Annotated in this window: 23 protein-coding genes; 19 read left to right on the top strand and 4 right to left on the bottom strand. The window is 64.8% G+C overall.

The genetic code is table 11. The features are described 5' to 3' along the window. Window positions 1-21: 21 nt before the first annotated feature. From rpsS to rpsQ, 6 genes are read left to right on the top strand one after another with little or no spacing between them, the layout of a single operon-like run. Window positions 22-303 (top strand): 30S ribosomal protein S19, encoded by a 282-nt coding sequence (gene rpsS / locus BN2156_RS14865; RefSeq protein WP_003883480.1) that lies wholly within the window; start codon window positions 22-24, stop codon window positions 301-303. Continuing rightward, complete coding sequence (gene rplV, locus BN2156_RS14860) at window positions 300-770, top strand: 50S ribosomal protein L22 (protein WP_090515036.1); 471 nt, start codon at window positions 300-302, stop codon at window positions 768-770. Before rpsS ends, rplV begins: the two co-directional genes overlap by 4 nt. Beyond that, on the top strand, window positions 770-1,579 hold the full coding sequence (gene rpsC / locus BN2156_RS14855) for a 30S ribosomal protein S3 (RefSeq protein WP_090515034.1): 810 nt from the start codon (window positions 770-772) through the stop codon (window positions 1,577-1,579). The genes rplV and rpsC overlap by 1 nt, the downstream gene beginning before the upstream one ends. A 2-nt stretch (window positions 1,580-1,581) precedes the next feature. Then, on the top strand, window positions 1,582-1,998 hold the full coding sequence (rplP, locus tag BN2156_RS14850; protein WP_036441254.1) for a 50S ribosomal protein L16: 417 nt from the start codon (window positions 1,582-1,584) through the stop codon (window positions 1,996-1,998). Then, window positions 1,998-2,231: a 50S ribosomal protein L29 gene (gene rpmC, locus BN2156_RS14845; protein ID WP_036441250.1), complete on the top strand. Its 234-nt coding sequence runs from the start codon at window positions 1,998-2,000 to the stop codon at window positions 2,229-2,231. Before rplP ends, rpmC begins: the two co-directional genes overlap by 1 nt. Beyond that, window positions 2,231-2,527 (top strand): 30S ribosomal protein S17, encoded by a 297-nt coding sequence (gene rpsQ, locus BN2156_RS14840; protein ID WP_036441247.1) that lies wholly within the window; start codon window positions 2,231-2,233, stop codon window positions 2,525-2,527. The genes rpmC and rpsQ overlap by 1 nt, the downstream gene beginning before the upstream one ends. Before the next feature lie 90 nt (window positions 2,528-2,617). Here the strand turns inward: rpsQ and BN2156_RS14835 are convergent, their stop codons facing one another. Then, the gene (locus tag BN2156_RS14835) at window positions 2,618-3,265 is read right to left on the bottom strand and encodes a fasciclin domain-containing protein (RefSeq protein WP_090515032.1); all 648 of its coding nucleotides are present in this window, start codon (window positions 3,263-3,265) and stop codon (window positions 2,618-2,620) included. A 134-nt stretch (window positions 3,266-3,399) separates the two neighbouring features. Here BN2156_RS14835 and BN2156_RS14830 point away from each other — a divergent pair, with 134 nt between their 5' ends. From BN2156_RS14830 to BN2156_RS14820, 3 genes are read left to right on the top strand one after another with little or no spacing between them, the layout of a single operon-like run. Next, window positions 3,400-5,115, top strand: a complete 1,716-nt coding sequence (locus tag BN2156_RS14830; RefSeq protein ID WP_090515030.1) for a cytochrome c biogenesis protein DipZ — start codon at window positions 3,400-3,402, stop codon at window positions 5,113-5,115. Between the two features lie 42 nt (window positions 5,116-5,157). Then, window positions 5,158-5,721 carry an ECF RNA polymerase sigma factor SigK gene (gene sigK, locus BN2156_RS14825; protein WP_090515029.1) on the top strand — a complete coding sequence of 188 codons (564 nt, stop codon included), beginning with the start codon at window positions 5,158-5,160 and terminating at the stop codon, window positions 5,719-5,721. Further along, window positions 5,718-6,404, top strand: a complete 687-nt coding sequence (locus tag BN2156_RS14820; protein WP_090515027.1) for an anti-sigma factor — start codon at window positions 5,718-5,720, stop codon at window positions 6,402-6,404. Before sigK ends, BN2156_RS14820 begins: the two co-directional genes overlap by 4 nt. 14 nt (window positions 6,405-6,418) lie before the next feature. Here the strand turns inward: BN2156_RS14820 and BN2156_RS14815 are convergent, their stop codons facing one another. Further along, on the bottom strand, window positions 6,419-8,779 hold the full coding sequence (locus tag BN2156_RS14815) for an arylsulfatase (RefSeq protein ID WP_090515956.1): 2,361 nt from the start codon (window positions 8,777-8,779) through the stop codon (window positions 6,419-6,421). 316 nt (window positions 8,780-9,095) lie between these two features. Here BN2156_RS14815 and BN2156_RS14810 point away from each other — a divergent pair, with 316 nt between their 5' ends. From BN2156_RS14810 to BN2156_RS14795, 4 genes are read left to right on the top strand one after another with little or no spacing between them, the layout of a single operon-like run. Next, complete coding sequence (locus BN2156_RS14810; RefSeq protein WP_308208247.1) at window positions 9,096-11,024, top strand: cellulose biosynthesis cyclic di-GMP-binding regulatory protein BcsB; 1,929 nt, start codon at window positions 9,096-9,098, stop codon at window positions 11,022-11,024. Further along, window positions 10,994-12,544: a hypothetical protein gene (locus BN2156_RS14805; protein ID WP_090515025.1), complete on the top strand. Its 1,551-nt coding sequence runs from the start codon at window positions 10,994-10,996 to the stop codon at window positions 12,542-12,544. The genes BN2156_RS14810 and BN2156_RS14805 overlap by 31 nt, the downstream gene beginning before the upstream one ends. After that, complete coding sequence (locus tag BN2156_RS14800; RefSeq protein ID WP_090515023.1) at window positions 12,541-14,031, top strand: glycosyltransferase; 1,491 nt, start codon at window positions 12,541-12,543, stop codon at window positions 14,029-14,031. The genes BN2156_RS14805 and BN2156_RS14800 overlap by 4 nt, the downstream gene beginning before the upstream one ends. After that, window positions 14,031-15,716: an ArnT family glycosyltransferase gene (locus BN2156_RS14795; RefSeq protein WP_162839222.1), complete on the top strand. Its 1,686-nt coding sequence runs from the start codon at window positions 14,031-14,033 to the stop codon at window positions 15,714-15,716. The genes BN2156_RS14800 and BN2156_RS14795 overlap by 1 nt, the downstream gene beginning before the upstream one ends. 4 nt (window positions 15,717-15,720) lie before the next feature. Here the strand turns inward: BN2156_RS14795 and BN2156_RS14790 are convergent, their stop codons facing one another. Then, window positions 15,721-16,914 carry a lipase family protein gene (locus BN2156_RS14790; protein ID WP_159402838.1) on the bottom strand — a complete coding sequence of 398 codons (1,194 nt, stop codon included), beginning with the start codon at window positions 16,912-16,914 and terminating at the stop codon, window positions 15,721-15,723. A gap of 122 nt (window positions 16,915-17,036) precedes the next feature. Between BN2156_RS14790 and BN2156_RS14785 the strand changes: the two genes are divergently transcribed. From BN2156_RS14785 to BN2156_RS14760, 6 genes are all read left to right on the top strand, one after another. Continuing rightward, complete coding sequence (locus BN2156_RS14785) at window positions 17,037-18,326, top strand: glycosyl hydrolase family 28-related protein (protein WP_090515020.1); 1,290 nt, start codon at window positions 17,037-17,039, stop codon at window positions 18,324-18,326. 215 nt (window positions 18,327-18,541) lie between these two features. Then, on the top strand, window positions 18,542-20,575 hold the full coding sequence (locus BN2156_RS14780) for an alkyl/aryl-sulfatase (protein ID WP_235625313.1): 2,034 nt from the start codon (window positions 18,542-18,544) through the stop codon (window positions 20,573-20,575). Between the two features lie 36 nt (window positions 20,576-20,611). Next, window positions 20,612-21,136, top strand: coding sequence for an NUDIX hydrolase (locus BN2156_RS14775; RefSeq protein WP_090515017.1), 525 nt, complete (start codon window positions 20,612-20,614; stop codon window positions 21,134-21,136). 56 nt (window positions 21,137-21,192) lie between these two features. Continuing rightward, on the top strand, window positions 21,193-22,617 hold the full coding sequence (locus tag BN2156_RS14770; protein ID WP_090515015.1) for an NAD(P)/FAD-dependent oxidoreductase: 1,425 nt from the start codon (window positions 21,193-21,195) through the stop codon (window positions 22,615-22,617). Then, window positions 22,614-22,964: a cupin domain-containing protein gene (locus BN2156_RS14765; protein WP_235625312.1), complete on the top strand. Its 351-nt coding sequence runs from the start codon at window positions 22,614-22,616 to the stop codon at window positions 22,962-22,964. Before BN2156_RS14770 ends, BN2156_RS14765 begins: the two co-directional genes overlap by 4 nt. A 78-nt stretch (window positions 22,965-23,042) precedes the next feature. Continuing rightward, the gene (locus tag BN2156_RS14760; protein ID WP_090515013.1) at window positions 23,043-23,747 is read left to right on the top strand and encodes a TetR/AcrR family transcriptional regulator; all 705 of its coding nucleotides are present in this window, start codon (window positions 23,043-23,045) and stop codon (window positions 23,745-23,747) included. Window positions 23,748-23,766: 19 nt separating this feature from the next. Here the strand turns inward: BN2156_RS14760 and BN2156_RS14755 are convergent, their stop codons facing one another. Further along, a complete protein-coding gene (locus BN2156_RS14755; protein WP_090515011.1) occupies window positions 23,767-24,312 on the bottom strand; it encodes a TetR/AcrR family transcriptional regulator in 546 nt (181 codons plus the stop codon). Window positions 24,313-24,349 lie beyond the last annotated feature (37 nt).

Below are 24,349 nucleotides of genomic sequence, written 5' to 3'. Positions count from 1 at the left end.
GCCGCGGAAGGAGTAGCAGCGATGCCTCGTAGTCTTAAAAAGGGTCCGTTCGTCGACGACCATCTGCTCAAGAAGGTCGACGTTCAGAACGAGAAGAACACCAAGCAGGTCATCAAGACCTGGTCGCGTCGGTCGACCATCCTCCCCGACTTCATCGGGCACACCTTTGCGGTGCATGACGGCCGCAAGCATGTCCCGGTGTTCGTCACCGAGGCGATGGTCGGGCACAAGCTCGGCGAGTTCGCCCCGACGCGCACCTTCAAGGGTCACATCAAGGACGACCGGAAGAGCAAGCGGCGATGAGTAACACAGTCAGTAATGTCATCGAATATCCGTCCGCAACCGCCAAGGCGCGCTTTGTGCGCGTCTCGGCCAGCAAGGCCCGCCGCGTCATCGATCTGGTCCGCGGCAAGAGCGTCGAGGAAGCCCTCGACATCTTGCGGTGGGCGCCGCAGGCCGCAAGCGAGCCGGTTGCCAAGGTGATCGCCAGCGCTGCCGCCAACGCGCAGAACAACGAGGGCCTGGACCCGACGACCCTGGTGGTCGCCACCGTCTACGCAGACGAGGGCCCGACCGCCAAGCGCATCCGTCCGCGTGCCCAGGGGCGTGCGTTCCGGATTCGCAAGCGCACCAGCCACATCACGGTGATCGTCGAGAGCCGTCCGCCCAAGCAGAAGGGTGCGGGCGCCGGTTCGGCACGTAGCCGTCGTGCTCAGGGCAGCAAGGCCGCCACGAAGAAGTCTGCCGAGACGAAGGGAGGCTCGGAGTAGTGGGCCAGAAGATCAATCCCCACGGTTTCCGGCTCGGTATCACCACCGAGTGGAAGTCCCGTTGGTACGCCGACAAGCAGTACTCGGACTACGTGAAGGAAGACGTCGCCATCCGGCGTCTGCTGGCCACTGGTCTGGAGCGCGCCGGTATCGCCGACGTGGAGATCGAGCGCACCCGCGACCGGGTCCGCGTTGACATCCACACCGCGCGTCCCGGCATCGTCATCGGACGCCGCGGCACCGAGGCCGACCGCATCCGCGCCGACCTGGAGAAGCTGACCGGCAAGCAGGTTCAGCTGAACATCCTCGAGGTGAAGAACCCTGAGTCGCAGGCTCAGCTCGTCGCCCAGGGTGTTGCCGAGCAGCTGAGCAACCGCGTGGCGTTCCGTCGCGCGATGCGTAAGGCGATCCAGTCGGCCATGCGTCAGCCCAACGTCAAGGGCATCCGGGTGCAGTGCTCGGGTCGCCTCGGCGGTGCTGAGATGAGCCGCTCGGAGTTCTACCGCGAGGGTCGGGTTCCGCTGCACACGCTGCGCGCGGACATCGACTACGGCCTCTACGAGGCCAAGACCACCTTCGGCCGGATCGGCGTGAAGGTGTGGATCTACAAGGGCGACATCGTCGGTGGCAAGCGTGAGCTCACCGCCGCCGCGCCGGCCAGTGACCGGCCGCGTCGTGAGCGTCCGTCGGGCACCCGGCCGCGTCGCAGCGGCACCGAAGCCGGCCGCGCCGCGACCGGTGACGATGCACCGGCCGCAACCGAGGCCGCGGCTGCTTCGGCACCCGCAGCTGAGAGCACGGAGAACTAATCATGCTGATTCCCCGCAAGGTCAAGCACCGCAAGCAGCATCACCCTCGGCAGCGTGGCATCGCCAGCGGCGGCACGTCGGTGAGCTTCGGTGACTACGGCATTCAGGCCCTCGGCCATGCCTACATCACCAACCGGCAGATCGAGTCCGCTCGTATCGCCATCAACCGGCACATCAAGCGTGGCGGCAAGGTGTGGATCAACATCTTCCCGGACCGCCCGCTGACCAAGAAGCCTGCCGAGACCCGCATGGGTTCCGGTAAGGGTTCGCCGGAGTGGTGGATCGCCAACGTCAAGCCGGGACGCATTTTGTTCGAGATCAGCTACCCCGACGAGAAGATCGCCAAGGAAGCCCTGACTCGCGCAATCCACAAGCTGCCGATCAAGGCACGCATCGTGAGTCGAGAGGAGCAGTTCTGATGGCAGTGGGAACTACGCCTGGTGAACTGCGCGAACTGTCCGACACCGAGTTGAAGGACAAGCTGCGCGAGTCGAAGGAAGAGCTGTTCAACCTGCGCTTCCAGATGGCGACCGGTCAGCTGGCCAACAACCGTCGGCTGCGCACTGTGCGCCAGGAGATCGCACGGGTGTACACCGTGCTGCGTGAACGTGAGTTGGGTCTGGCTTCCGGGCCCGGAGGTGAGGAAAGCTAATGGCGGAGACTAAGGGCCCCAAGCACACTCCGCGCACCGAAGAGACCCGTGGCCGTCGCAAGACCGCCATCGGCTACGTGGTGAGCGACAAGATGCAGAAGACCATCGTGGTCGAGCTGGAAGATCGTAAGAGCCACCCGCTCTACGGCAAGATCATCCGGACCACCAAGAAGGTCAAGGCGCACGACGAGAACGGCGACGCCGGTATCGGCGACCGCGTCTCGCTGATGGAGACCCGGCCGCTGTCGGCCTCCAAGCGGTGGCGCCTGGTCGAGGTTCTCGAGAAGGCGAAGTAGCGAAGGCTCCTTCTCTTTCTCCTGCGCGAGCAGACTGAAAAGTGCCCCAAACCTTCGGGTTTGGGGCACTTTTGCGTCCACGGCCTGGCATCAGGCAGCAGGCGGCATCAGCACTGTGTCGATGAGGTACACGGTGGCGTTGGCGGTGTGGACGCCCCCACAGACCACCGATGCGTCGTTGACTTTCAGCGCGTCACCCGAGCCGGTCACCGACACGGATGCGCCCTGGACGGTCGGGTGGGTGCCGGCGACTTTGGCCGGGCTGGCCTGCCCCGGCACCACGTGATAGGTCAGGATCTTGGTCAGCATCGCGGAGTCCGTCTTCAGGACCTCGATGGTGGCCGGGTCGATCTTGGCGAAGGCGTCGTCGGTGGGCGCGAACACGGTGAACTCACCCCCGTTGAGGGTGTCCACCAGGTTCACGTTCGGATTCAGCTTCCCGGACAGCGCCGCGGTCAGTGTGGTCAGCAGCGGGTTGTTCGACGCCGCGACGGTGACCGGATCCTGTGCCATCCCGACCACCGAACCCGGGCCGGACGGCACCTTCTCCGCGTAGGCCGTGCAACCGGGGCCCACCAGGTCTGATGCCGGGTCTCCGGCCATCGGCGCCGCGGGCGCACTGGTGACCGCCGGTGTGCCGGGTGCGGAGCGTGCGGTGTCGTTCGAGCAGGCGGGCAGCGCGAACATGGCTGCGGCGGCCATCCCTGCCACCGCGGCTGACTTGTAGAGGATGAACATCTTCCGACTCCCTGTAGGTGATTGACGGTGACCGCCGTCACTTTCTCGGTCAGTGGGTATTCGGAGCGGGGACGGATCCGGATGGGATTTGATCCGAACCAATCCGGCAGGGCGTCGGTACCGAATACCGGAGCATGTACACCTTGCTGCTCATCGGATTCCTCGGCGGTCTTATCACCGGCATCTCGCCGTGCATCCTGCCGGTACTGCCCGTGATCTTCTTCTCGGGTGCGCAGAGTGCCCGCGTGACCGAATCGGACGGCGCGACGATCGTCGCGTCGAAACCGACCATGGCCGAGACGCTGCGGCCCTATCGCGTGATCGCCGGGCTGGTCCTGAGCTTCAGCGTGGTGACGCTGGCCGGCTCGGCGCTGCTGCAGCTGTTGCACCTGCCCCAGGACGCGCTCCGCTGGGCGGGATTGCTGGCGCTGACGCTGATCGGGTTGGGCCTGATCTTCCCGCGCTTCGAGCAGATGCTGGAGAAGCCGTTCAGCCGGATACCGCAGAAGCAGTTCGCCTCCGGGAGTAGCGGTTTCGGCCTGGGCCTGGCGCTCGGCGTGCTCTATGTGCCGTGCGCGGGTCCGGTGCTCGCGGCGATCGTCGTAGCCGGCGCAACCGGTTCGATCGGTGCCAACACCGTCGCACTGACCTTGTCGTTCGCCGTGGGTGCCGCGCTGCCTCTGCTGGTCTTCGCGCTGGCGGGCCGGCGAGTTGCCGAGCGGGTCAACGCATTCCGCCGTCAGCAGCGCAAGATCCGGCTGATCGGGGGAATCGTGATGCTGGTTTTCGCGCTGGCGTTGGCCGCCAATGTCCCGGCGAAGTTGCAGCGGGCGATTCCCGATTACACCAGCGGGCTACAGGACCGGGTCGCCACCGCCGGTGAGGTTCAGGACAGGCTGAGTCCGACGGGTAGCGGGGAGTTGTCGAAGTGCATCGAGGGCGCAGAGGAACTCCAGAACTGCGGTGCGGCACCGGACATCACCGGCATCGCCGGTTGGCTCAACACCCCAGAGGGCGCGCCGGTCGACCTCAAGTCGCTGCGTGGCAGGGTGGTGCTGGTCGATTTCTGGGCGTACTCGTGCATCAACTGCCAGCGCGCGATTCCCCACGTCGTCGACTGGTACGGCAGATACAAGGATTCCGGCCTCACCGTAATCGGCGTGCACACTCCGGAGTACGCGTTCGAGCGGGTTCCCGGCAATGTGGCGAAAGGCGCGGCTGACCTGGGCATCACCTATCCGGTCGCGCTGGACAACTCGTATTCGACCTGGACGAACTTCGAGAACCGGTATTGGCCGGCCGAGTACCTGATCGATGCGAATGGCGTTGTGCGGCATGTGAAGTTCGGTGAGGGTGGCTACGACACGACGGAACGGTTGATCCGCGAGTTGCTCACCGACGCGAAGAACACCAGCTTGCCGGCCCCGGTGAATGCACCCGATGTCACGCCGACGACGGCGCTGACCCCCGAGACGTATCTCGGGGTCGGCAAGGAGATCAACTACGCCGGCGGCGGGACGTACGACGAGGGCGACGCGGCGTTCGATTACCCGAAGAACCTGCCCGCGGACTCGTTCGCCCTGCAAGGACCCTGGCACCTCGACTACCAAGGTGCGACGGCCAACGGCGCCGGTTCGGCCATCAAGCTCGACTATCAGGCCAGGAACGTCTACCTCGTCGTGGGTGGCACCGGCACCGTGACGGTGCTGCGCGGCGGTGAGACGACAACCGTGCCGGTCAGTGGCCCGCCAACCCTGCGGCAGATCGTCAGTGACCGCGACGTGCAGCGTGGCGAGATCGAGGTCCGGTTGAGCCAAGGGCTGCAGGCATTCTCGTTCACCTACGGGTGACCGGCGATGAGCGCTGCCGAATCGGCGCTAGGCTACCCATTGATGGCCCGATCGCCGGACGTGAGCACCGTACTCGACGCCCAACTGCGCCGGGTGGCCCGCGGCGACGCCGAAGCATTCGAAGCGCTGTACGACGCCACCAGCGCCCGGGTCTACGGATTGATCCTGCGCATCCTGCGCGACCCCGGTTACAGCGAAGAGACAGCGCAGGACGTCTACGCCCAGGTGTGGCGCAACGCTTCGGACTACGACCCGCAGCAGGGTTCGGCGCTGGCCTGGCTCATGACCTTGGCGCACCGCCGCGCGGTGGATCGGGTGCGGTCCGAGGTGGCCTCAAGCCGGCGCGAGGCGCGTTACGTCGCGGTGAGCACCGAACCCGCCACCGATGTGGTCGCGGATTCGGCGATCCGGACCGACGAGCGACGGCAGGTGGCCGACTGCCTGGGATCTCTGACCGACCTGCAACGGCAGGTCATCGAGCTGGCGTACTACGACGGGTTGACCTACCCCCAGGTGTCCGAACGGTTGTCGACAAGTCTGGGCACGGTCAAGACCCGGATGCGCGACGGACTGCGCCGCCTGCGTGATTGCCTGGGGGTGAGATGACCAGCGATTCCGACCTGCCGGACCTGGCGACGGCTTACGCGCTGGACGCGGTTTCCGACGCCGAGCGCGCCGACATCGAACACCGGCTGGCTGAGGCTCCCGCCGAGGTCGCCGACGCATTCCGCGCCGAGGTACGTGTGGTGCGCGAGGCGATGGCGAGGGCCTCTGCGACGGTCGCGGTGACCCCGCCGGCGTCGCTGCGGCAACAGGCACTTGCGGTGTCCCGCGACCCGCACCGTGACAGTTTCCGTTGGCGCACGGGGTTGCTGGCCACGGCGGCTGCTGTGGTGGTCGCCGCGGGCGGCTTCGGGGCGGGATTGGCCCTGCGCCCGTTGACCGCCCCGACGACAGCCGAGCAGGTGCTGTCGGCCGGCGATGTCCGCACGGTGACCGGGCAACTGGCGGCCGGTGGCACGGCGACCTTCATGTATTCGCGCGACGAGCGGAGCGGTGTCCTGGTGATGAACAACGCCGCGCCACCACCGCCCGGGATGGTCTATCAGATGTGGCTGATGACCGATCAGGGCCCGGAGTCGGCGGGCACGATGGGGGCCATCGCACCGTCGACCACCGCCATGGTGCGTGACTTGGGGGATTCGAGCGCGTTGGCGTTCACCATGGAGCCTGACGGCGGGTCGACGCAGCCGACAGGGGAGATGGTGGCCCGGCTGTCGTTGACGTGAGGACGAGGCCGGTCCTAGTCCAACTTGGTCGCCATCTCCAGCCGGTCCATCCCCGACGGTTCGACGTGATCGCCGAACTCGAACTTCACCGAATCGAATTTTCCGGTGAACGGGAACGGCGCCCTGTCGGCGTAGTCGTCGCACACCGGTGACACGTTGTCCATGCCGACGTCGAAGCACTCTGTCCCGCAACGCTGTGGCACCTGCCGTTCGACGCGGGCCTGTGCCACCTGGCTGCCGTCGACCGAGATCGTCACTGAGGCGGGGGCTCCGGGCTGGGGCCTGTCAGGGGCGAAGTCGACGACGATGGTGTGTCTACCGGGTGACAGCGCTTCCTCAGCAATCGCGTCGTAGCGTTCGATCCCGAAATAGTTGTAGTGGTACCGGACTTTGCCCTCCCACAGGAACAACGCGAAGCCTGCGGCATCGCCGCCGAGCGCCGCGAGCACGCCCTCGGCACCACTATCGGGAATCTCTACCGGCACGGTGATCTGGTGCGGCACCCCGACCATCTTGGGTGCCGACCCCTCGGGCAACCGGATCATGCCCGGATAGAACGTGACTTCCTTGCGTCCGGTGAAGAAGCTGGGCCGCAGGGTCACATCGAGTCGTTCGGCGAACCGGTCGTCGATCGGCAGCACGTTGTACTTGGCCGCTTCGGCGAGGAACATGTCTTTTAGCTCAGCGAGTTTCGCGGGCTGTTCCTCGGCGAGGTCCATCGATTCGCTGAAGTCGTCGCCGATGTTGTACAGCTCCCACTTGTCGTCGTCGTAGGAGAAGGTTCCCGCGGTTTCCCAGGGCAGTCGTCCGTGCCGGCAGCAGGCGATCCAGCCGTCGTGATACATCGCCCGGTTGCCCATCATCTCGAAGTACTGCTTGTCGTGCGCGCTCTTGGCATCGCCGTCGGCGAACGAGTAGGCAAAGCTGGTTCCTTCGATCGGTCGCTGGATATACCCGTTGACCTCAACCGGCTCGCGGACTCCGACGACCTCCAAAAGTGTTGGTAGAACGTCGATGACGTGGTGGAACTGCGAACGCACCGCACCGTGTTCGGAGATCTTGTCGGGCCAGGAGACGATCATGCTGTTACGGGTGCCGCCGAAGTGCGACGCCACCTGTTTGGTCCACTGGAACGGGGTATCGCCCGCATGGGCCCAGCCCACCGCATAATGCGGGGAGGTGCCCGGCAGGCCCCACTTGTCGATGAACCGCAAGGACTCCTCGATGGACGGTTGCTGGCCGTTGAGGCTCATCAGCTCGTTCGGTGTTCCGATCAATGAACCCTCGCCAGAGGATCCGTTGTCGCCGAGGATGTAGATGACGATGGTGTTGTCCAGTTCGCCGATCGCGTCGATGGCGTCGACTACGCGACCGACCTCGTAGTCGGTGTGCTCCAGGAAGTCGGCGAAGTTCTCCGCCTGGCGGGCGAACAGCGCTTGATGTTCGGCAGGCTGGCTTTCCCACGATGGGATCTGGTCGGGGCGTTCGGTGAGCCGGGTCCCGGCTGGGATGATCCCCATGTCGAGCTGGTTCTGGTGCACGGTCTTGCGGTATTCGTCCCAGCCCATGTCGAAGCGGCCTTCGTTACGACCCCGCCAGTCCAGCGGTGGTTGATGGGGGGCATGTGCTGCGCCCGTCGAGAAGTATCCAAAGAAGGGCCGGTCGGGTGCGATGGTCTTCTGAGCCTGGATCCAGGCGATGGCGTCGTCGGCGAGGTCCCGCGTGAGGTGGTAGCCGTCCTCTGGGCGGGCCGGGGGTTCGACGGGTGTGGTGTTCCGGATCAGCGACGGATAGAACTGGTCGGTCTCGCCGGAGATGAACCCGTAGAAGTAGTCGAAGCCCTGGTTAGTGGGCCAGTTGTCGAACGGCCCGGCCGGGCTGGTCTGGTTGTCGGGAACGTTGTGGTTCTTGCCCCACCAGGCAGAGGTGTAGCCGGCCTGCTTGAGCAGTTCACCCATGGTCGCGCAACTCTTGGGGATGATGCCGCAGTATCCGGGGTAACCGGTGGCCATCTCCTGGATGACGCCGGTGGCCACGGAGTGGTGGTTGCGCCCGGTCAACAGTGCGGCCCGCGTGGGTGAGCACAGTGCGGTGGTGTGGAACTGGTTGTAGAACAAGCCACGCTCGTGCAGCCGTTCGGCCGTCGGCATGCGGACCAAACCGCCGTTGACGCTGGGCCAGCCGAAGCCCACATCGTCGAGCAGGACCAGCAGGATGTTGGGCGAACCCGCAGGGGCTTGGCGCACCGGCGGAAAGTCCGGTGTCGAATCCTGCGCGTACAAGTTGATGGTGGCATTGGGAAACGTCCACTCCGGCTCCGGCAGGTGATAACGATCGAGATACAGCGGGAATGCGGAATTCGGATCGTCAGCCATGAAATCGATCCTGTCAGGGGTCACGCCGACATGCCAGGAATCCGCGCGAATCAGTCTGCATGCGTTGATGATCAATTTGATTGATCGGGTAGTGCGCGACGAGCCGACAGCAATTGCGGGTGGCTGAATCACTTTGGCGATCGATGCAGGGGCGGAGCCGGTGGCGGGGCGTTCGATCAGCGCATTCAGCTTTCGGTGGAGCTGTGGAATCAGCTGGCGCGCAATGCCGACTGCTTCGCTGCCGCAATTAAGGATCGCTCGAGAAATTTCGCATTAGGCGAGCCAACACTGCGGGCCGGGGCTTAGGCTGCTTCGAGTGACTGCCCGGATAACTCGACTGTTTGCCGCAGCACTCGTCGCCTCGGTGGCCATCATGCCAGGGACCGCCGCGGCCGCCCCCGGCGATGATCCGTCGTTGGTGAGTACCCCGACATTGAACTTGCGGACGCTTGGACTGAATCCGGATATCGCTCTATATGGCATTCAGGGCTCGCAGACCCTGACAATTCCGGTGCCGCGCGGACTGATCCCCGCCGAGCTGGTTGCCACGGTGCAACTTCCGGTCAATACCCGCGGCGGCACCCTTGAGGTGAGCCAGGATCAGCGGGTCTTGTCGCGGGTGCCGTTGCCGCGGGATCAATCGCCGATCACGATTCCGCTGGCCGGCGCCCGGGTCGTGGAAAACGCAGTGACGGTGCAACTGACCAGCTACCTGACCGTGCCGGACGACTACTGCGCATATGACCCGACGAACCCGCTGCGGTTGATCAACAGCGACGTTGCATTCACGGGTACCGAACAGCCACCGACGGTGATCGCCGACTTCTTGCCGCCGGTACTGAGCAAGCTCACTCTGTTCGTCCCGCCCAATCCGTCGCAATCCGAGTCCGACGCCGCAATCCGCATCGCGACGGCGGTGGTGGCGCGGTATGGCCTGCAACGTCCCGCCGTCGACATCGTGACGACCGACGGCGGTCCGGTGGCGCCGCCACAGCCCCTGGAGCGGCAGGTGATCGTGCGCGAGGGAGACGCGCCCGGACTGAGCCTGCAGGGTCCCAATGGTGTTCCGGCCCTGCTCATCTCGGGCCCTGCCGGAGAGGTCACGAACCAGGCCCGGTTGCTGTCCAGTGACATCTCGCAGCTTGCCGTGCAGTCGAAGGCCGTGGTGGGGCCGCTTTCCAATACTCCGCAGCTGCCGCCCGACCACACCACGATCCGTAAGCTCGGCCAGCCCGGCGTCAACGCCACCGCGCTGGTAAATCCGCGTGTCACGGTTCCGCTGGACCAGACCCGGCTGGGCCGTGCGGTGCGCGATGTGAGAGTTCACCTGCAGGGGTCGTACACCCCGTTGCCGGCCAGCACCGCGGGCCAGGTGGTGGTCAGCATCGGTGGGCAGACCATCGACCGTTGGTCTACCGAGGCAAACGGCAGGATCGACAGGTGGGTCGACGTACCCGACTGGCTTCTGCAGCGCTACACCAATCTGGACATCGCGGTCGACGCGGCCGGTAACACCGGTCGGTGCGGCGAGTTCCAGCCGATCACCCTGACCATCGACGGCGAAACCCCGGTGGAGACCAAGCTGGCCAAACCTCCTGTCCCGTCTGGTTTTCAGTCGTTGCCGCAGGCCTTGATGCCGCGGGTCGTGGTAGGGATGGACTCGGGGTTCGCGAACCTGCGTCGTGCGGTACAGATCCTGACGGGGCTGCAGCGCCTGAGCTCACGTCCCTTCGATGCCGAGGTCCGCTCGCTGGGCGACGCCGTCGCCTCGCCCAGTCCCGCGTTGCTGATCAGCGCCGACGGCTGGAACGACGGGCGGATCGTGCTGCCCGTCGCGGTGAATTCCGAGGGCGTGATCACCGTCGAAAACGTTGACGGATCGGGCAACTCATCCACGTTGACGTTGGATCCGACGGTCGGCTTCGGATCCCTGCAGACCGTCTACTCAGGTGGACGCTCGGTGCTGGTAGCCACGTCCAGCCAGGCCCCCCAGGAACTGGACCGGCTGTTGAACTGGCTGGACGGCGACGTCATGCGGTGGTCTGGTCTGTCCGGCAACGCCGCACTCGCCATGCCGGGCCGGGCGCCGTTCACCCTGACCACTCCGGCCGCCGGCCAAGAGGAAAGCGCGACGGCCGGTACTCATAAGGATTTGCGGCTGTGGGTCGGCGCCGGCGTCGTGGTGCTCGCGGCGCTGGGGGCTGGGTTGGTCGCATGGCGTGGGCGGTCCCGGGGACAGTCGTGACGACGACGCTGGAAGGCACCCGGCGCGATTGGGACCGGCTGGCGCAGTGGTGGTTCGGTCTGCCTCCGACGGTCCGGCTGGTGGCGCGCTGGGCGCTGATCGGGGTGCTCACGTTGGTGGCATTCCGTGCGAGTCTGCGCAACCTGGTCGAGACCACGCTGGCCGGAGGTCTCATCGGTTATGTCTGGATGGTCCCGATCGCCGCCGCGCTGGCTGCGTGGGGGATCACCTTTCGGCGCCGCACCGAACTGCCGATCCATGATCGGCAGACAGACGTCATCGTCGGTGTGATCGGGCTCGGGCTGGCGCTCATGGTGCAGGGTGTCTTGCTGAAGCGCTATTCGGAGTTCTTCCACCTGATGCGGCTGGATCTGTTGGCGCTCTGGCTGTTCATGCTCAGCAGCAGTTTCGTGCTGTTCGGGGTACGGCCGGTGGCCCGGTTCGGTTGGGTATGGGTGCTGTTGTCGCTGATCTCGGCCCTGCCGTATCAGGTGGTCGTCATCGCACTGGGTGGCGGCAACTTCGCCGCCGGAGTCGGGACCCTGCTGATCGCCGCCGCGGCCACCGCCATTGCGGTGGGTCGCACCCGTAAGCGCGCGGTGGTCGGTGCGCTCGTCGCATTCGCGTTCGGTTTCGTCATCCTGTTCGTGATGGACAAGCTGTGGCCGCATGCGCCGGTCATCGTCTATCAGATGGTTCCCTCGCTGGCATCGATCGTCGCGGTGGGGCTCGCGGCCTTTGTCTACACGCGTCGCGGTCAACCGAAAGGTCTGCTCGTCCGTAAGGTCGAACCTCTTGCCGCCAAACAGATCTGGGCGTCAATTCCGCTGGTCGTCGCGGTCGCGGTTGCTCTCTCATTGATGCCGCTGCCGAAGCAGCTGAGTGCCACGATGATCAGTCGGAGCGCACCGTACGACCTGAGCCCGGGCATGCGACTGGCCGCACCGCCTGGCTGGTCGATCACCGGCGAGCAGCAATACACCGGGGTGAAGCGGTATTACGGGGATCAAGCCGTACTCATCCGCCAGCGGATGACCGCAGATGTCGGGGACCCGCGGTTCGACAAACTATCGGCGCGGCGAAACCTGATGGTGGACAGCATCGTCAGCGAGTTGCCGTTCTCGTTCGACGCATACCCAGGCCAGGTGCTCTATGACACCACCGGCACTCGGCTCAGCAGACCGCGACCGGTCGATCTCGGCTACGGAGTGACGGGAAATCTCTTCTCGGCGATCGATGACCGGCTGCTGGTGAGCTGGGATGTGCTGCGTTTCGCCTGGGGTGACGACAAAGAGGACCAGGTCATCGACATCTTCGCGGTCGACAACCACCTACCCGACGCGCCGTTCCCCAATCCGCAGCGAGGCTTGGTTTCCACGCTGCGAAACCTGTTCACCGTGCTGTTCCGTGGCAATTCCGTATTGGTGCAGCGCAAACCGGCATACAAAGATGCCGAGCTGCTCACCGAGTTCGGCCGTGCCCTGGTGGCGGAACAGTTTGTGAAGGGGGCCGGTCAGTGAGTTTCGACGACAGATTCGACCCCGAGACCGTCACCGCCGAGCAGCGCGATTATGCACTCAACCGGGCGATCAACGGCTTGCGCGAAGACGATCCCATACATTCGGCATCCAAACCGTTGACGGGTTGGCAGAAGCCGGTGCTGTGGGGTCTGCTGGCGATCGTGATCGCCTTCGGCATCTGGCGTCCCCTGCAGACCACCGTGACGCTCATCGGGTTGTGCACGCTGGCCTACCTTTTGACGCTCGGCGACCGGGTGCTGATCTTCAAGCGCGGGTTGGCGTCGCGTCCGATCGTGATTCCCGACGACGTGGCGCGTGCGATTCCCGATGAGGAATTGCCTCCGTACACAATCCTCGTGCCCGCCTACAACGAGCCGGAGGTCGTCGCCGATCTCATCGCGGCCATGGATGCGCTGGAGTACCCCAGAGACCGTCTGCAGGTGCTGCTGTTGCTCGAAGCCGACGATCAGATCACGATCGACGCCGCGAAGGCCTGTGGCGAATCCGACGTCATCACCATCCTTTTGGTGCCGCCGGCCGAGCCGCGCACCAAACCCAAGGCGTGCAACTATGGTCTGCATTTCGCCACGGGGGATATCGTCACGATCTTTGACGCAGAGGATCTGCCTGAACCGCTGCAGCTGCGCCGGGTGGTGGCGGCGTTCCGCGACCTGCCCGACGACGTGGCGTGTGTGCAAGCCAAGCTGGTGTATCACAACGGCCATCAGAATCTGCTGACGGCGTGGTTCACCGCCGAGTATGCGCTCTGGTTCGGCTATCTGCTGCCCGGCATGATGGTGAGCACCTCTCCGATTCCGTTGGGCGGCACCTCCAATCACCTCCGCCGGGACATCCTGCGGAGAATCGGCGCGTGGGATCCGTTCAACGTCACCGAAGATGCAGACCTCGGCCTGCGCATCGCGTCGCACGGATATCACACCGCGGTGATCGACTCATACACCCTCGAAGAGGCCAACAGCGATGTGATCAACTGGATTCGCCAGCGCTCGCGGTGGTACAAGGGTTACCTTCAGACCTGGCTGGTACACACCCGGCAGCCGGTGAAGCTGTACCGCACATTGGGATTGCGCAGTTTCGTCCGGTTCAACCTGGTGTTGGCGGGAACGCCCATCATCGCGGTGCTGAACCTGCTGTTCTGGTTCATCACCGTGTTGTGGTTCCTGGGGCAGCCGGCCGTCGTCGGCTCCGTGTTCCCGGCACTGATCTACTTCCCGGCGCTGTTCGCGATGATCATCGGAAACTTCACGGTCATGTACATGAACATGATCGCCCTGCGGGAGGACGATCGATCTGATCTACTGCTCGCCGCGCTCAGCGTGCCGCTGTTCTGGCTGATGATGAGCATCGCGGCCGCCAAGGGCGCCTACCAGATGATTCGGCAGCCGTCGTTCTGGGAGAAGACCTTTCACGGGCTGGCCGAGCGTCCGGACGACAAGGCTGCCCACGAGCAGATGGCATCGGCGTGATGTCAGCGTTGACCGGGCGGTCGGATTTCCGCCTGAAGCTGACGATCTTCGTCGTGATGCTCTTCGTCTACCTTGCGGTCGGGCACTGGTTGCAGGTCCAGCACGGGTTCATCATGGGCGACACGCTGTCACGTGTGGTGGCCACCCAGTCGGTGCTGTTCAGTCGAGATCCGCATCTTGCCGCGCTCGGGTTCATCTTCACCCCGGTGGCCGCCATGGTGCAGATACCCGCGGTCGCGCTGGGTTCGATCTGGCCGGACATCGCTGGCAAGGCGTTCGCCGGCACGATCATGTCGGCGACCTTCATGGCCGGCGCCGCAGTGCAGATGCTGAGCATGGGCACCGACCGTGGCCTGCCCCGAGCATATTCGGTGACGCTCACACTGTTGTTCGCGCTCAACCCGATGATCGTCTTCTATGGGTCCAACGGGATGAGCGAAGCGCCGTTCATCTTCTTCATGACGTGGGCCGTGCGTCGGCTCATTCTCTGGATGGTCGACGACGACGTGCACCACCTCGTCGCCGCGGGTGGTATCGCGATGGGATTGGCCTATCTCACGCGCTACGACGCAGCGGCGTGTGTGGCCGCAGCCGGATTCCTGGTGGGCATCACAACGTACCTTCGGGCCAAACCACCGCCCAGGCTGCGGCGCGCCATTCTGGACATGTTGATCGTCGCAGGCCCCGGCTTTCTGGCGTTCCTGGGCTGGGCGGCCGCCGGCTGGTTGATCACCGGTGAGGCGTTCGCCCAGTTCACTTCCCAGTACGGCAACACGGCGATTCTCGAGCAATCCGGGCAGACGGCGCCGAATCTGTTCGACGGCCTGACGTTCGCCGCGATCTGCATCATGCTGCTGGCGCCGACCATGCTGCCGCTGGCGTTGTGGGCGGTGATGCAGCGGTGGGGGCGTCCGAACTGGCAGATGTTGATCGTGCCCCTGGCTTTGTTCGGGGCGGTGTTGGCCTTCCAGTCGTACAGCTACGCCTCGGGATCGACCTTTCCGTTCTTGCGGTTCTTCATCATCGCGATACCGCTGAGCGTGACCATGGCGATGCTCGGGGTACCGGACGGCGTCTTCAGGACACCGACGCGCCGGGGCAGGTATGCGCAGGCCCAGACCGCCGAACCAGTCAAACCCAGGTCCGCCGCGCCGTACATCGCCGTCGCCGCCACGGTCGCCATCGGTATCCCGGTGACGATGCTCGGCATGGCTCAACCGAAGTACGCGCCACAGGAATACGGACTCGGTGCGGTGCTGAACCCGGATCCGTACAACGTGACCGAGCGCAAGGCCATCGAGCATCAGATCGCCCGGACGTTTGAGACGGAGCGCGAGATCGCCCAATATCTGGAGAACCTCCATCTACCGGACAGCTCGGTGATCACCGATACCGTCTACGGGTTCGGCATTCTGGCCGCCTCCAGCCGGCCGCGGGTTTTCGTGATCCCGTCAGACCCCGACTTCACCGAGTTGCTCAATGATCCGAGCGCGAACGGCGTCAAGTATCTGCTCGCGGTGCCGGCAACCGGCCGTGGCACTTCGGATGCGCTCAACGTGCGGTACCCAACGTTGTACGACACGGGTGCCGAGGTGGCGACACTGGAGCTGGAGATACCCAATGACGGTGACGGTCAACCGGACTGGCGGCTGTACCGGGTGAACGAGCCGGTCGGCAGGAGCTGACCGGTCACCGCGGATGCGCTGCGGTGAACGCCGGGCAGTCATTGGCCGCCGGAACGGATTTCATCCGATCGTTGAGCCAGCCCAATGCCGCTGCGGGTTGGACCTGTTCGCGCGTTTGGTCGGGCCAGAATGCGATCTGGATTCCGTCGCCCATCATGCAGGCTTCGGTGAGTGCCCGCTCCGTCGAGGCGGCGGGGATCACCGAATCCTTGCCGGCGTAGATGACGTACATCGGTGCCGCGGTCGGTCCTTGCGGCAGGTTCGTCTTCTGCAGGTAGCCGCGCAACGTCTGCAGTGCTTCGGGACCGGTGGGACGAAGGTCATCGGCGGTCAGCTTCTCGGCCAATGAAATTCGTTGCGCGGCGTCGTTGCAGCCGAGCAGGGCATCCCAATTCTCTTGAGCGGCGCCCCGGCGGTAATCGTCGAGTTCGAAGTCGTAGTAGTACTGATCTTTCAAGGCGGCGAGGTAGGCGACGTAGGCCAGTTTCTGGTCGGTGTTCAGCGTGCCGGCCATCGCGGCGTCCGCGAGGGCATCGATGTTCGCCATCGGTGCCAGCGACGCGGTGGCGACCAAGTTGAGGTCGTAGCCATAGTTGTCGATGAGTTCGTTTGCAGCCCAGGCGGCTTGCCCGCCTTCACGAGCACCCAGTGCCGCCCAAGACGTCGATGTATGGGGAACCATGGTGCGGGCCGCCCGTACCGCGTCGATCACGTTGTAGCCGGCGGTGGTCGAGTCCAGGTACGGGTGGAAGTCGTAGTCGTCGGGCTTGGCCGGCTGTCCCAGACCCTGGTAGTCGGGCGCGGTGACGACGTAGCCGGCGTTCAGCAGGTCCACCACCGTCGATGCCTCGCCGCGCAGGTCGGGTGACAGCGAGGGGGCGCAGTCCGCGGCTGTGCCCGCGGTCCGGTGGCCCAGTGCCACGATGGGAAAGCCGTCCGCGGGTGGATTGCCCTTGGGGACGAACACCGTTCCCGTCACGTGCGAGACCGCGTCGTTGACCCCGTTGCGAGAGGCATACGTCATGGACTTGGCTTCCGCACTTGCCTCGCGCAGCGCGGGCACCAGGTTGTCCAACGGCGCCTGCGACACGACGTGGCCGGCGCTGTCCGGGTCTTCCGCCGATCCCTGGGTCGGAGATCCGCCACACGCCGTGAGTACGGCGAGAGCGACTGAGAGCAGGACTGTGACTCGAACCATCGAACGTCCCTTACCTGGTTTTCCACAGCTGGCGGCGGGCATCCACCATCTTTTCATCGGAGGGTGCGGTACGTGACCGGATACCCGATCGAATACCCGGAATTCGCCATAGATTGGGCACCATGTCTGTGATCGATGTGAGGTCGCACGGTGCCACCGGGGACGGAAAGACCGACGATCATGCGGCGATACTGCGGGCGATACAGGCAGCCGACGACGCGGGTGGCGGCACCGTGTTCTTTCCCGCGGGCGACTATGCACTGTCTGATTCGATCGGTAACGGCGCCCACGGGTTCTCCCAGGTCTGGCTGCTCGGCGACGGTGAACGCGCGGCACGGTTGCGGGTCAAGGCGAAGGTCGCGCCGATCAGCGGGCGCTGGACCGAATGCCGAATCGAAAACCTCAAGATAGACGCGGATACTCAGGGATCTCCCGGCCTCGACGTCGATCTGGACAAGAGCTACGTCAGGCACTGCTGGATCGTCGGTTGGACCGATTACGGTATGCGGCTCAACGCCCGTGCCGAGGGCCTGCTGAACTGGATCGACGACAACTTCATCGAACAGAGCACGGGTTACGGCATCCACACCACCTACCGGTTCTACGACTCGTGGATCGTCAACAACAACATCGGATCGACCGGTCCCAACCTGTCGATCGAGGCCGGTCCGGTCCGGGTCCTCGCCAATCACCTCAACGGGGCCCCGCAGCACAACATCGAGCTGCGCGGAAACAAACAGCTGACGATCATCGGCAACATCTGCGAGGGGGCACGCAGAGAAGCCATCATCTTCACGATGCCGCCGTGGCTGGAGGCGGATGACGAGCAGGTGGCGATCGTCGGGAACAACATCACGAACGGCGGTAAGGGCGCACCGGACGAATATCCCGCCATCGGAATCTATTCCGTCGATTCCGGCCACCGGACCAGGGGTTTCAACATCACCGGAAACTTCATCGCGAATACCGATGAGGGTGCGGGCTGGAGCTATGCGGTGGATGCCCGGTATGTCGACGACATCGCGATATCCGGAAACCAGTGGGACAACAACGGATACCGCGTGGCGCCGGTGCGGGCCGAGGGCCTCAATGTCGGGATCGCAGGCAACACATCGGGAAATCTGACGGCAGCACCGCGACGGGTGGTCGATACGTTGTCGTCTTCAGGCGCGACGTTGGGGAATTCACCTGGGGTCGAGTACGTATACCTGCTCGCATCCGGGGTTTCGTCCGTCACGTTGCCCACCGCTGCGCACAACACATGCCGGTATACCGTCAAGAACGTTTCCGGCTCCGATGCGACGCTGAACGCCATTTCGGGACAGGTGATCGACGGTGAGTGCGATTTCACGCTCACCTGTGGCGTGGCGGTGGATGTGGTCTCCGACGGAAAGAATTGGTGGACGGTGTGACGCCATTTGGTGGGCCTGGTGATTCTTCTGTCGAAGGCCGACACTCGTTTGCTTGCTGGGCAATTCGATTTGCCGACTATGCGCCGGTGGTGGAGGTGCTCAAAGCGTGAAGTCGGTCGCTAGGGCGAATTGTGCTCGAATCGCGCGATAGCGCGGCATAATTAGCGGGCATGGATCACAATTCGAAGTCATATCAAACCGATAAGCCTCACGAATTGCGAGCGCAACTGCCGCGACGCCGAATGCTCGGGGGACTGGCCGTGGCCGGTGTCGCGACCGCCCTGGTGGCCGGGTGTGACGACCAGACCGGCAGCGGATCCGCCAGCGGCAGTGCGGGATTGAACACCGACAACAATGTCAAGGGCGCCACCGAGGCCACCAAGGCGGCGAACCAGAAGGTGCTCGACAGCCTGCCGTTCAACGAGAAGGGTGACTTCGAGGACGCGCAACGGAATCTCGTGGCACGTCCGGACACACTGACCATCAGAGACGCCAGCGGCAACGTCGTCTGGGACCTGGAGGAGTACAAGAAGTACATCGGCGCCGACAAGCCGGCCCCGGACACCGTCAACCCGAGTCTCTGGCGCAATGCGCAGTTGTGCATGGAGTACGGCCTGTTCAAGGTGGCTGACCGGATCTACCAGGTACGCGGCTATGACTTGTCGAACGTCACGTTCGTCCAAGGTGACACGGGCTGGATCGTGATCGATACGGCGATCTCACCGGAGACCGCGAAGGCGGCACTCGATCTCGCCAATCAGCACCTGGGCACCCGGCCCGTACTCGCCGTCGTCCACAGCCATTCCCACGTCGACCACTACGGTGGCGTACGCGGCATCGTGAATCAGGCCGACGTCGACTCGGGCAAGGTCAAAATCATTGCTCCGCAGGCGTTCGTCGAGGACGCCGTCAGTGAGAACGTCATCGCGGGTAACGCGATGGGCCGGCGCGCGGTCTACATGTACGGCGCACTGCTCCCGCGTAATGCCGAGGGCGGGGTCAACGGTGGCCTGGGTATGACGGTCTCCACCGGCCTGCCGACGCTGATCATTCCGACCGACATCATCACCACCACGGGCCAGAAGATGACCATCGACGGGGTCGACATGGAGTTCCAGATGACTCCCGGCACCGAGGCGCCGACCGAGATGAACACCTTCTTCCCACAGTTCAAGGCCATGTGGATGGCTGAGAACACCACCAACACCATGCACAACCTGCTGACCCTGCGCGGGGCGCAGGTGCGTGATGCGCTCAAGTGGGCACAGTTCCTCAACGACACCATCCGCACCTACGGCCCCAACACCGACGTCAAGTTCCAGAGCCACCACTGGCCGATGTGGGGTCGCGACAAGATCATCGATTACTGGAAGAAGCAACGTGACATGTACAAGTACATGCACGACCAGTCGGTCCGGATGATGAACAACGGCATGATCGGTTCGGAGATCGCCGAGGAGATCGCCCTTCCGCCCGAACTGAACAACTTCTGGCCGGACCGCGGGTACTACGGCACGCTCAAGCACAACTCGCGCGCGGTCTACCAGCGCTACATGGGTTGGTATGACGGCAACCCGTCTGACCTCGACGACCTGCCGCCGGTAGCGGCGGCCAAGAAGTATGTCGAGTACATGGGCGGGGAGGACGCCATCCTGGACAAGGCCAAAAAGGACTTCGACAACGGCAACTACCGCTGGACCGCGATGGTGCTCAAGCAGGTCGTCTTCGCCAACCCCGACAGCGTGAACGGCAAGAACCTGCTGGCCGACAGTTACGAACAGATGGGCTACCAGGCTGAATCCGGCCCGTGGCGTTCGGTGTATCTGCAAGGTGCCTACGAGTTGCGCAACGGGGTACCGACATCCGGCGGTACCGATACCGCAAGTCCGGACACCATCGCCGCGATGCCGCCGGAGATGATGTTCGACTACCTCGGTGTCCGGTTGAACGGTCCCAAGGCCGCAGGCAAGAAGATCGCGCTCAACGTCGATTTCACCGATCTGAAGAAGCAGTACGGCCTGACCGTGGAGAACGGTGTACTGAACTATTCGGACGGGTTGCTGCCGCAGTCCGATGCCACGCTGAAGCTGACCAAGGCGACCATGAACGACATTCAGATGGGCAAGGTCAACCTGAACGACGCCATTTCGGCGAACAACGTCACGCTGGAAGGCGACAAGCAGTCGGTGGAGGACTTCGTCGGGCTGCTCGACACCTTCCCGTTCTGGTTCAACATCGTTACGCCGTAGCCGCGACACCGGCGCGCCGGCCGGTAACGTGACGACGTGACCGAAGAACTCGTCGCGGTGTATGACGCCGGTGGCAATGTCATTGGCGCGGAGCCCCGTTCACGGGTCTATGCCGAGGGCCTGTGGCATGCGAGCGCCGGGGTGCTGGTGCGTTCTGTGGATGGCACACGTGTCTACGTCCACCGCCGCACCTTGACGAAGGCGGTGTTCGCTGGCATGCACGATTGCCTCGCCGGCGGTGTCGTCGACCCGGGGGAGACGCCGGTGCAGGCCGCAACCCGGGAACTGGCCGAGGAATTGGGCATCTCTGGGCTCCCGTTGACCGAGCTCGCCTCGGCGGCGTGGGACGGGCAGTGGGCGGGTGAGCCCATGCGGTGTCACCTGTATGCGTACGAGGCGCGCTGGGACGGTCCGATCCGCCATCAACCCGAAGAGATCGTGGACGGCTGGTGGTGGACCGATGCGGAGCTCGAAACGCATCTGGCCGATCCGGCCTGGCCGTTCGTGCCCGATACGCGGGTGCTGATCCCGCGGCTGCTGCGCTTACGTCAACACCCTTGAGGTAGGGCAGGGGATGCGTCTTACTGGGTGGTACCTCACTGTCCAGGAAGATACCCGTGCAAACCGTTTTCGAACGAAATACTCCCGCCCCCGGCCTGATCGAGCGCGCGTTGGCGTCGACAGCCCTTCAGCCCTTCTGGCTCGACGACATTCCTGGCGGGCCTGGCCATCCCGGGCTGACCAAGCCGTCGTCGCGCTACGACCTGGTCGTCGTGGGCGGCGGGTACACCGGCCTGTGGTCAGCGCTGCTGGCAAAGCAGCGGGACCCGGGCGCCCGGGTTGCTCTCATCGAGGGGCAGACCATCGGATGGGCGGCCTCGGGTCGCAACGGCGGTTTCGTCGAGGCGTCGCTCACCCACGGCGCCGAGAACGGACGCAGCCGCTGGCCGGATGAGATCGAACTGCTCGACCGGCTGGGCGCGGAGAACCTCGACGGCATCGAGAAGGCCGTCGAGTCGCTGAAGCTCGATTGCGACTTCGAGCGGACCGGTTCGATCGCGGTGGCGCTGGAGCCCTACCAGGCAGCCGAACTGGCCGACGCCGCGTTGCGGCCCGGCCAGGTCTACTTCGACCAGCAGGGAATCCGTGCCGAGGTGCACTCGCCCACATATCTGGCCGGGGTGTGGTCGAAGGACGCCGCCGCGTTGGTTCACCCCGCCAAGCTTGCGAGTGAACTCGCCCGCGCCGCAGGTGAACTCGGCGTGGAGATCTACGAGAACAGCAAGGTTCTCGGTCTCGACCAGGAGCACCGAGGTGGGCCGCTGTCCGTGCGCACCGAGCGTGTGTCCGTACAGGCCGACCGGGTGATCTTGGCGACCAACGGATTTCCATCACTGCTGAAGCGCTACCGCTACCACACGGTGCCGGTGTACGACTACGCCTTGATGACCGAACCGCTGACCGACGCCCAGCTCGGCGAGATCGGCTGGGGGAACCGGCAAGGCATCAGCGACATGTCGAATCAGTTCCATTACTACCGGTTGTCGAAAGACAACCGGATCCTGTGGGGCGGGTACGACGCCATCTATCACTTCGGCGGCCGGATCCGGCCCGAGTACGAAGACCGAGATGCCACCTACCGCCGGCTGGCCGGCCACTTCTTCACCACCTTCCCGCAGCTGGAGGACGTGAGGTTCAGCCACCGGTGGGCCGGCGTGATCGACACGTCGACGCGGTTCTGCGCGTTCTTCGGATCCGCGTACGGCGACCGCGTCGGATACGCCGCCGGGTTCACCGGGCTCGGCGTGGCGGCCACCCGGTTCGCCGCCGAGGTGATGCTCGACCGGTTCGCCGGCACCCCGACGGTCCGCACCGAACTCGGCATGGTCAAGTCCATGCCGATGCCGTTTCCGCCGGAACCGTTGGCCTCGGCCGGGATTCAGGCCACTCGCTGGTCGCTGGACCGGGCCGACCATCGTGAGGGCCGGCGCAATGTGCTCTTGAAAGCGCTTGATTCGGTGGGATTGGGATTCGACTCGTGAGCGAGTACCTCGCTGCGCCCGGCAGCGTCGTCGACGCCGCGGCGCTGGCGCTCGACCACACCCGGCTTCCCGATGAGCTGGTGGTCGATGGAGCGCCGATGACGGCCCACCGTGATCTGACCGGGTTCTCGGACGTGACGATCGGGGTCTGGGAACACACGCCCGGGGTCTCGCGTGACGTGGAGGCCGACGAGGTGTTCGTGGTCCTGTGCGGCCACGCGACCGTCTCCTTCGACGACGGCTCCCCACCGATCGATCTCCGTCCGGGCAGCGTGGTCCGGTTGCGCGAAGGGCAGCGCACCACCTGGACGGTCCGCGAGACGCTGCGAAAAGTCTTCATCGCATAACCGTTCCCGGGCGCCGGGGCCGGTCCACGCCGCACAATGGCACGAAGGCGTTGACGTAAGCGCGGAGAAGGCAGTCGGATGAGCCGAACATTGAAGTCGGAGTCGCCGAAGCGACGGCGGCGGCAGACAAAGCAGGGGGTGGTGCTGTCCGAGGAGCTCATCGTCGAGGCGGCGCTGCGGGTATTGCAGTATCACGGTGCCGCCGGACTGACCGTGCGACGCCTCGGCGTGGCACTCGGGGCCGACCCCACCGCCCTGTATCGCTACTTCCACGGCATCGAGGACGTGGTGCTGGCCATCACCGACGAATTGCTACGGCGAGTGGTCGACGGGTGGGAGCCGACTGGCGGCTGGCGGGAGGACATGCGGGAACTCGGGCTGCGCGTGCACCGCGTCTACCTCGCGCATCCGCAAGCGGGCGTGCTCGCCGCGAGCCGGGTGACCGGTGGTGCCCACGAGATCCAGATCATCGAGACGGTTTTGGGTTCACTGCGCGCGGCGGGATTCCCGGAGCGCGAGGCGGTGGAGGTGTATCACGCCTTCATCGACCAGATGCTGGGATTTGCCGCGCTGGACGCCGCCTTCGAGGCGTTGCCGGCCGAACACAAGAAGCGCGACGACGACAAGTGGCGTGACACCTACGCGCGGTTGCCCGCCGAGAGCCATCCGAACATCGCGGCCACGAGCGGTCTGCTCGACGAATCGATGCGGCGCAGCGCTTGTGAATCGGCCCTGGATCTCCTTCTCGACGGCATCGCGCTGAGGTTGGACACCGCCCGCTGATCGGCAGGAAGTTCCTGGGTCATCGAGCGGTGTCCGAGTTGGCCGTGATCCGATCGATGATCGCCAGCAATCCGTCGTCCTGCTGTGCCTGCACCGCGTGGCCGCCCAGCGCACGGTGCAGGGCGCTGTAGTACAGGCCGTCACCGATCAACTTCACCGCGCGGGCCACGTCGAGATCGCCGAGCGCCTCGTGAAGGAGGTTCAACCAGTTGGCCGAAACCGTCTCGATGACCGACCGGGCATGGTTGTCGCCGGCCTGCTGCAACCGCGATACCGCCACCAGGGTCCGGTCGAGCGGCGTGCCCGCGTAGTGCGATGACCGGATGTAGTACCGCGCCGGTCCGTCCGGAGCCGTCCGCATCTCTTCCACGTCGTCGGCGGCCAGCGCCAGCAGCCGGTCGCACAGGGCGCCGGCGAGGCGGTCCTTCGATGGGAAGTGGTACAGCAGACCGCCTTTCGATACGCCCGCCTTGGCGGCCACCGCATCGAGGGTGGCGTACCGCTCGCCTTCGACGGCGAGGACGTCCTCATAGGCGTCGAGGATGCGGTCCCGCGACGAAGCCATGCCCAGAGCCTACGACAACGGGCAAGGAACTGTACCG

Origin of the sequence: Mycolicibacterium neworleansense, from assembly GCF_001245615.1 — a bacterium.
In the GTDB taxonomy this organism is placed as follows: Bacteria; Actinomycetota; Actinomycetes; order Mycobacteriales; family Mycobacteriaceae; genus Mycobacterium; species Mycobacterium neworleansense.
Note: the sequence above shows the minus strand (reverse complement) of the source record. Positions and strands in the feature narration are given on the sequence as shown.

Coding starts and splice junctions, on each gene's coding strand:
- BN2156_RS14820 (WP_090515027.1), top strand. CDS start 5,718: ATGACCAGCGATTCCGACCTGCCGGACCTGGCGACGGCTTACGCGCTG.
- rpsS (WP_003883480.1), top strand. CDS start 22: ATGCCTCGTAGTCTTAAAAAGGGTCCGTTCGTCGACGACCATCTGCTC.
- rpmC (WP_036441250.1), top strand. CDS start 1,998: ATGGCAGTGGGAACTACGCCTGGTGAACTGCGCGAACTGTCCGACACC.
- BN2156_RS14790 (WP_159402838.1), bottom strand. CDS start 16,914: ATGGTTCGAGTCACAGTCCTGCTCTCAGTCGCTCTCGCCGTACTCACG.
- BN2156_RS14795 (WP_162839222.1), top strand. CDS start 14,031: ATGTCAGCGTTGACCGGGCGGTCGGATTTCCGCCTGAAGCTGACGATC.
- rplV (WP_090515036.1), top strand. CDS start 300: ATGAGTAACACAGTCAGTAATGTCATCGAATATCCGTCCGCAACCGCC.
- BN2156_RS14815 (WP_090515956.1), bottom strand. CDS start 8,779: ATGGCTGACGATCCGAATTCCGCATTCCCGCTGTATCTCGATCGTTAT.
- rpsQ (WP_036441247.1), top strand. CDS start 2,231: ATGGCGGAGACTAAGGGCCCCAAGCACACTCCGCGCACCGAAGAGACC.
- BN2156_RS14760 (WP_090515013.1), top strand. CDS start 23,043: ATGAGCCGAACATTGAAGTCGGAGTCGCCGAAGCGACGGCGGCGGCAG.
- sigK (WP_090515029.1), top strand. CDS start 5,158: ATGGCCCGATCGCCGGACGTGAGCACCGTACTCGACGCCCAACTGCGC.
- BN2156_RS14805 (WP_090515025.1), top strand. CDS start 10,994: ATGGCGTGGGCGGTCCCGGGGACAGTCGTGACGACGACGCTGGAAGGC.
- BN2156_RS14830 (WP_090515030.1), top strand. CDS start 3,400: ATGTACACCTTGCTGCTCATCGGATTCCTCGGCGGTCTTATCACCGGC.
- rplP (WP_036441254.1), top strand. CDS start 1,582: ATGCTGATTCCCCGCAAGGTCAAGCACCGCAAGCAGCATCACCCTCGG.
- BN2156_RS14835 (WP_090515032.1), bottom strand. CDS start 3,265: ATGTTCATCCTCTACAAGTCAGCCGCGGTGGCAGGGATGGCCGCCGCA.
- BN2156_RS14755 (WP_090515011.1), bottom strand. CDS start 24,312: ATGGCTTCGTCGCGGGACCGCATCCTCGACGCCTATGAGGACGTCCTC.
- BN2156_RS14785 (WP_090515020.1), top strand. CDS start 17,037: ATGTCTGTGATCGATGTGAGGTCGCACGGTGCCACCGGGGACGGAAAG.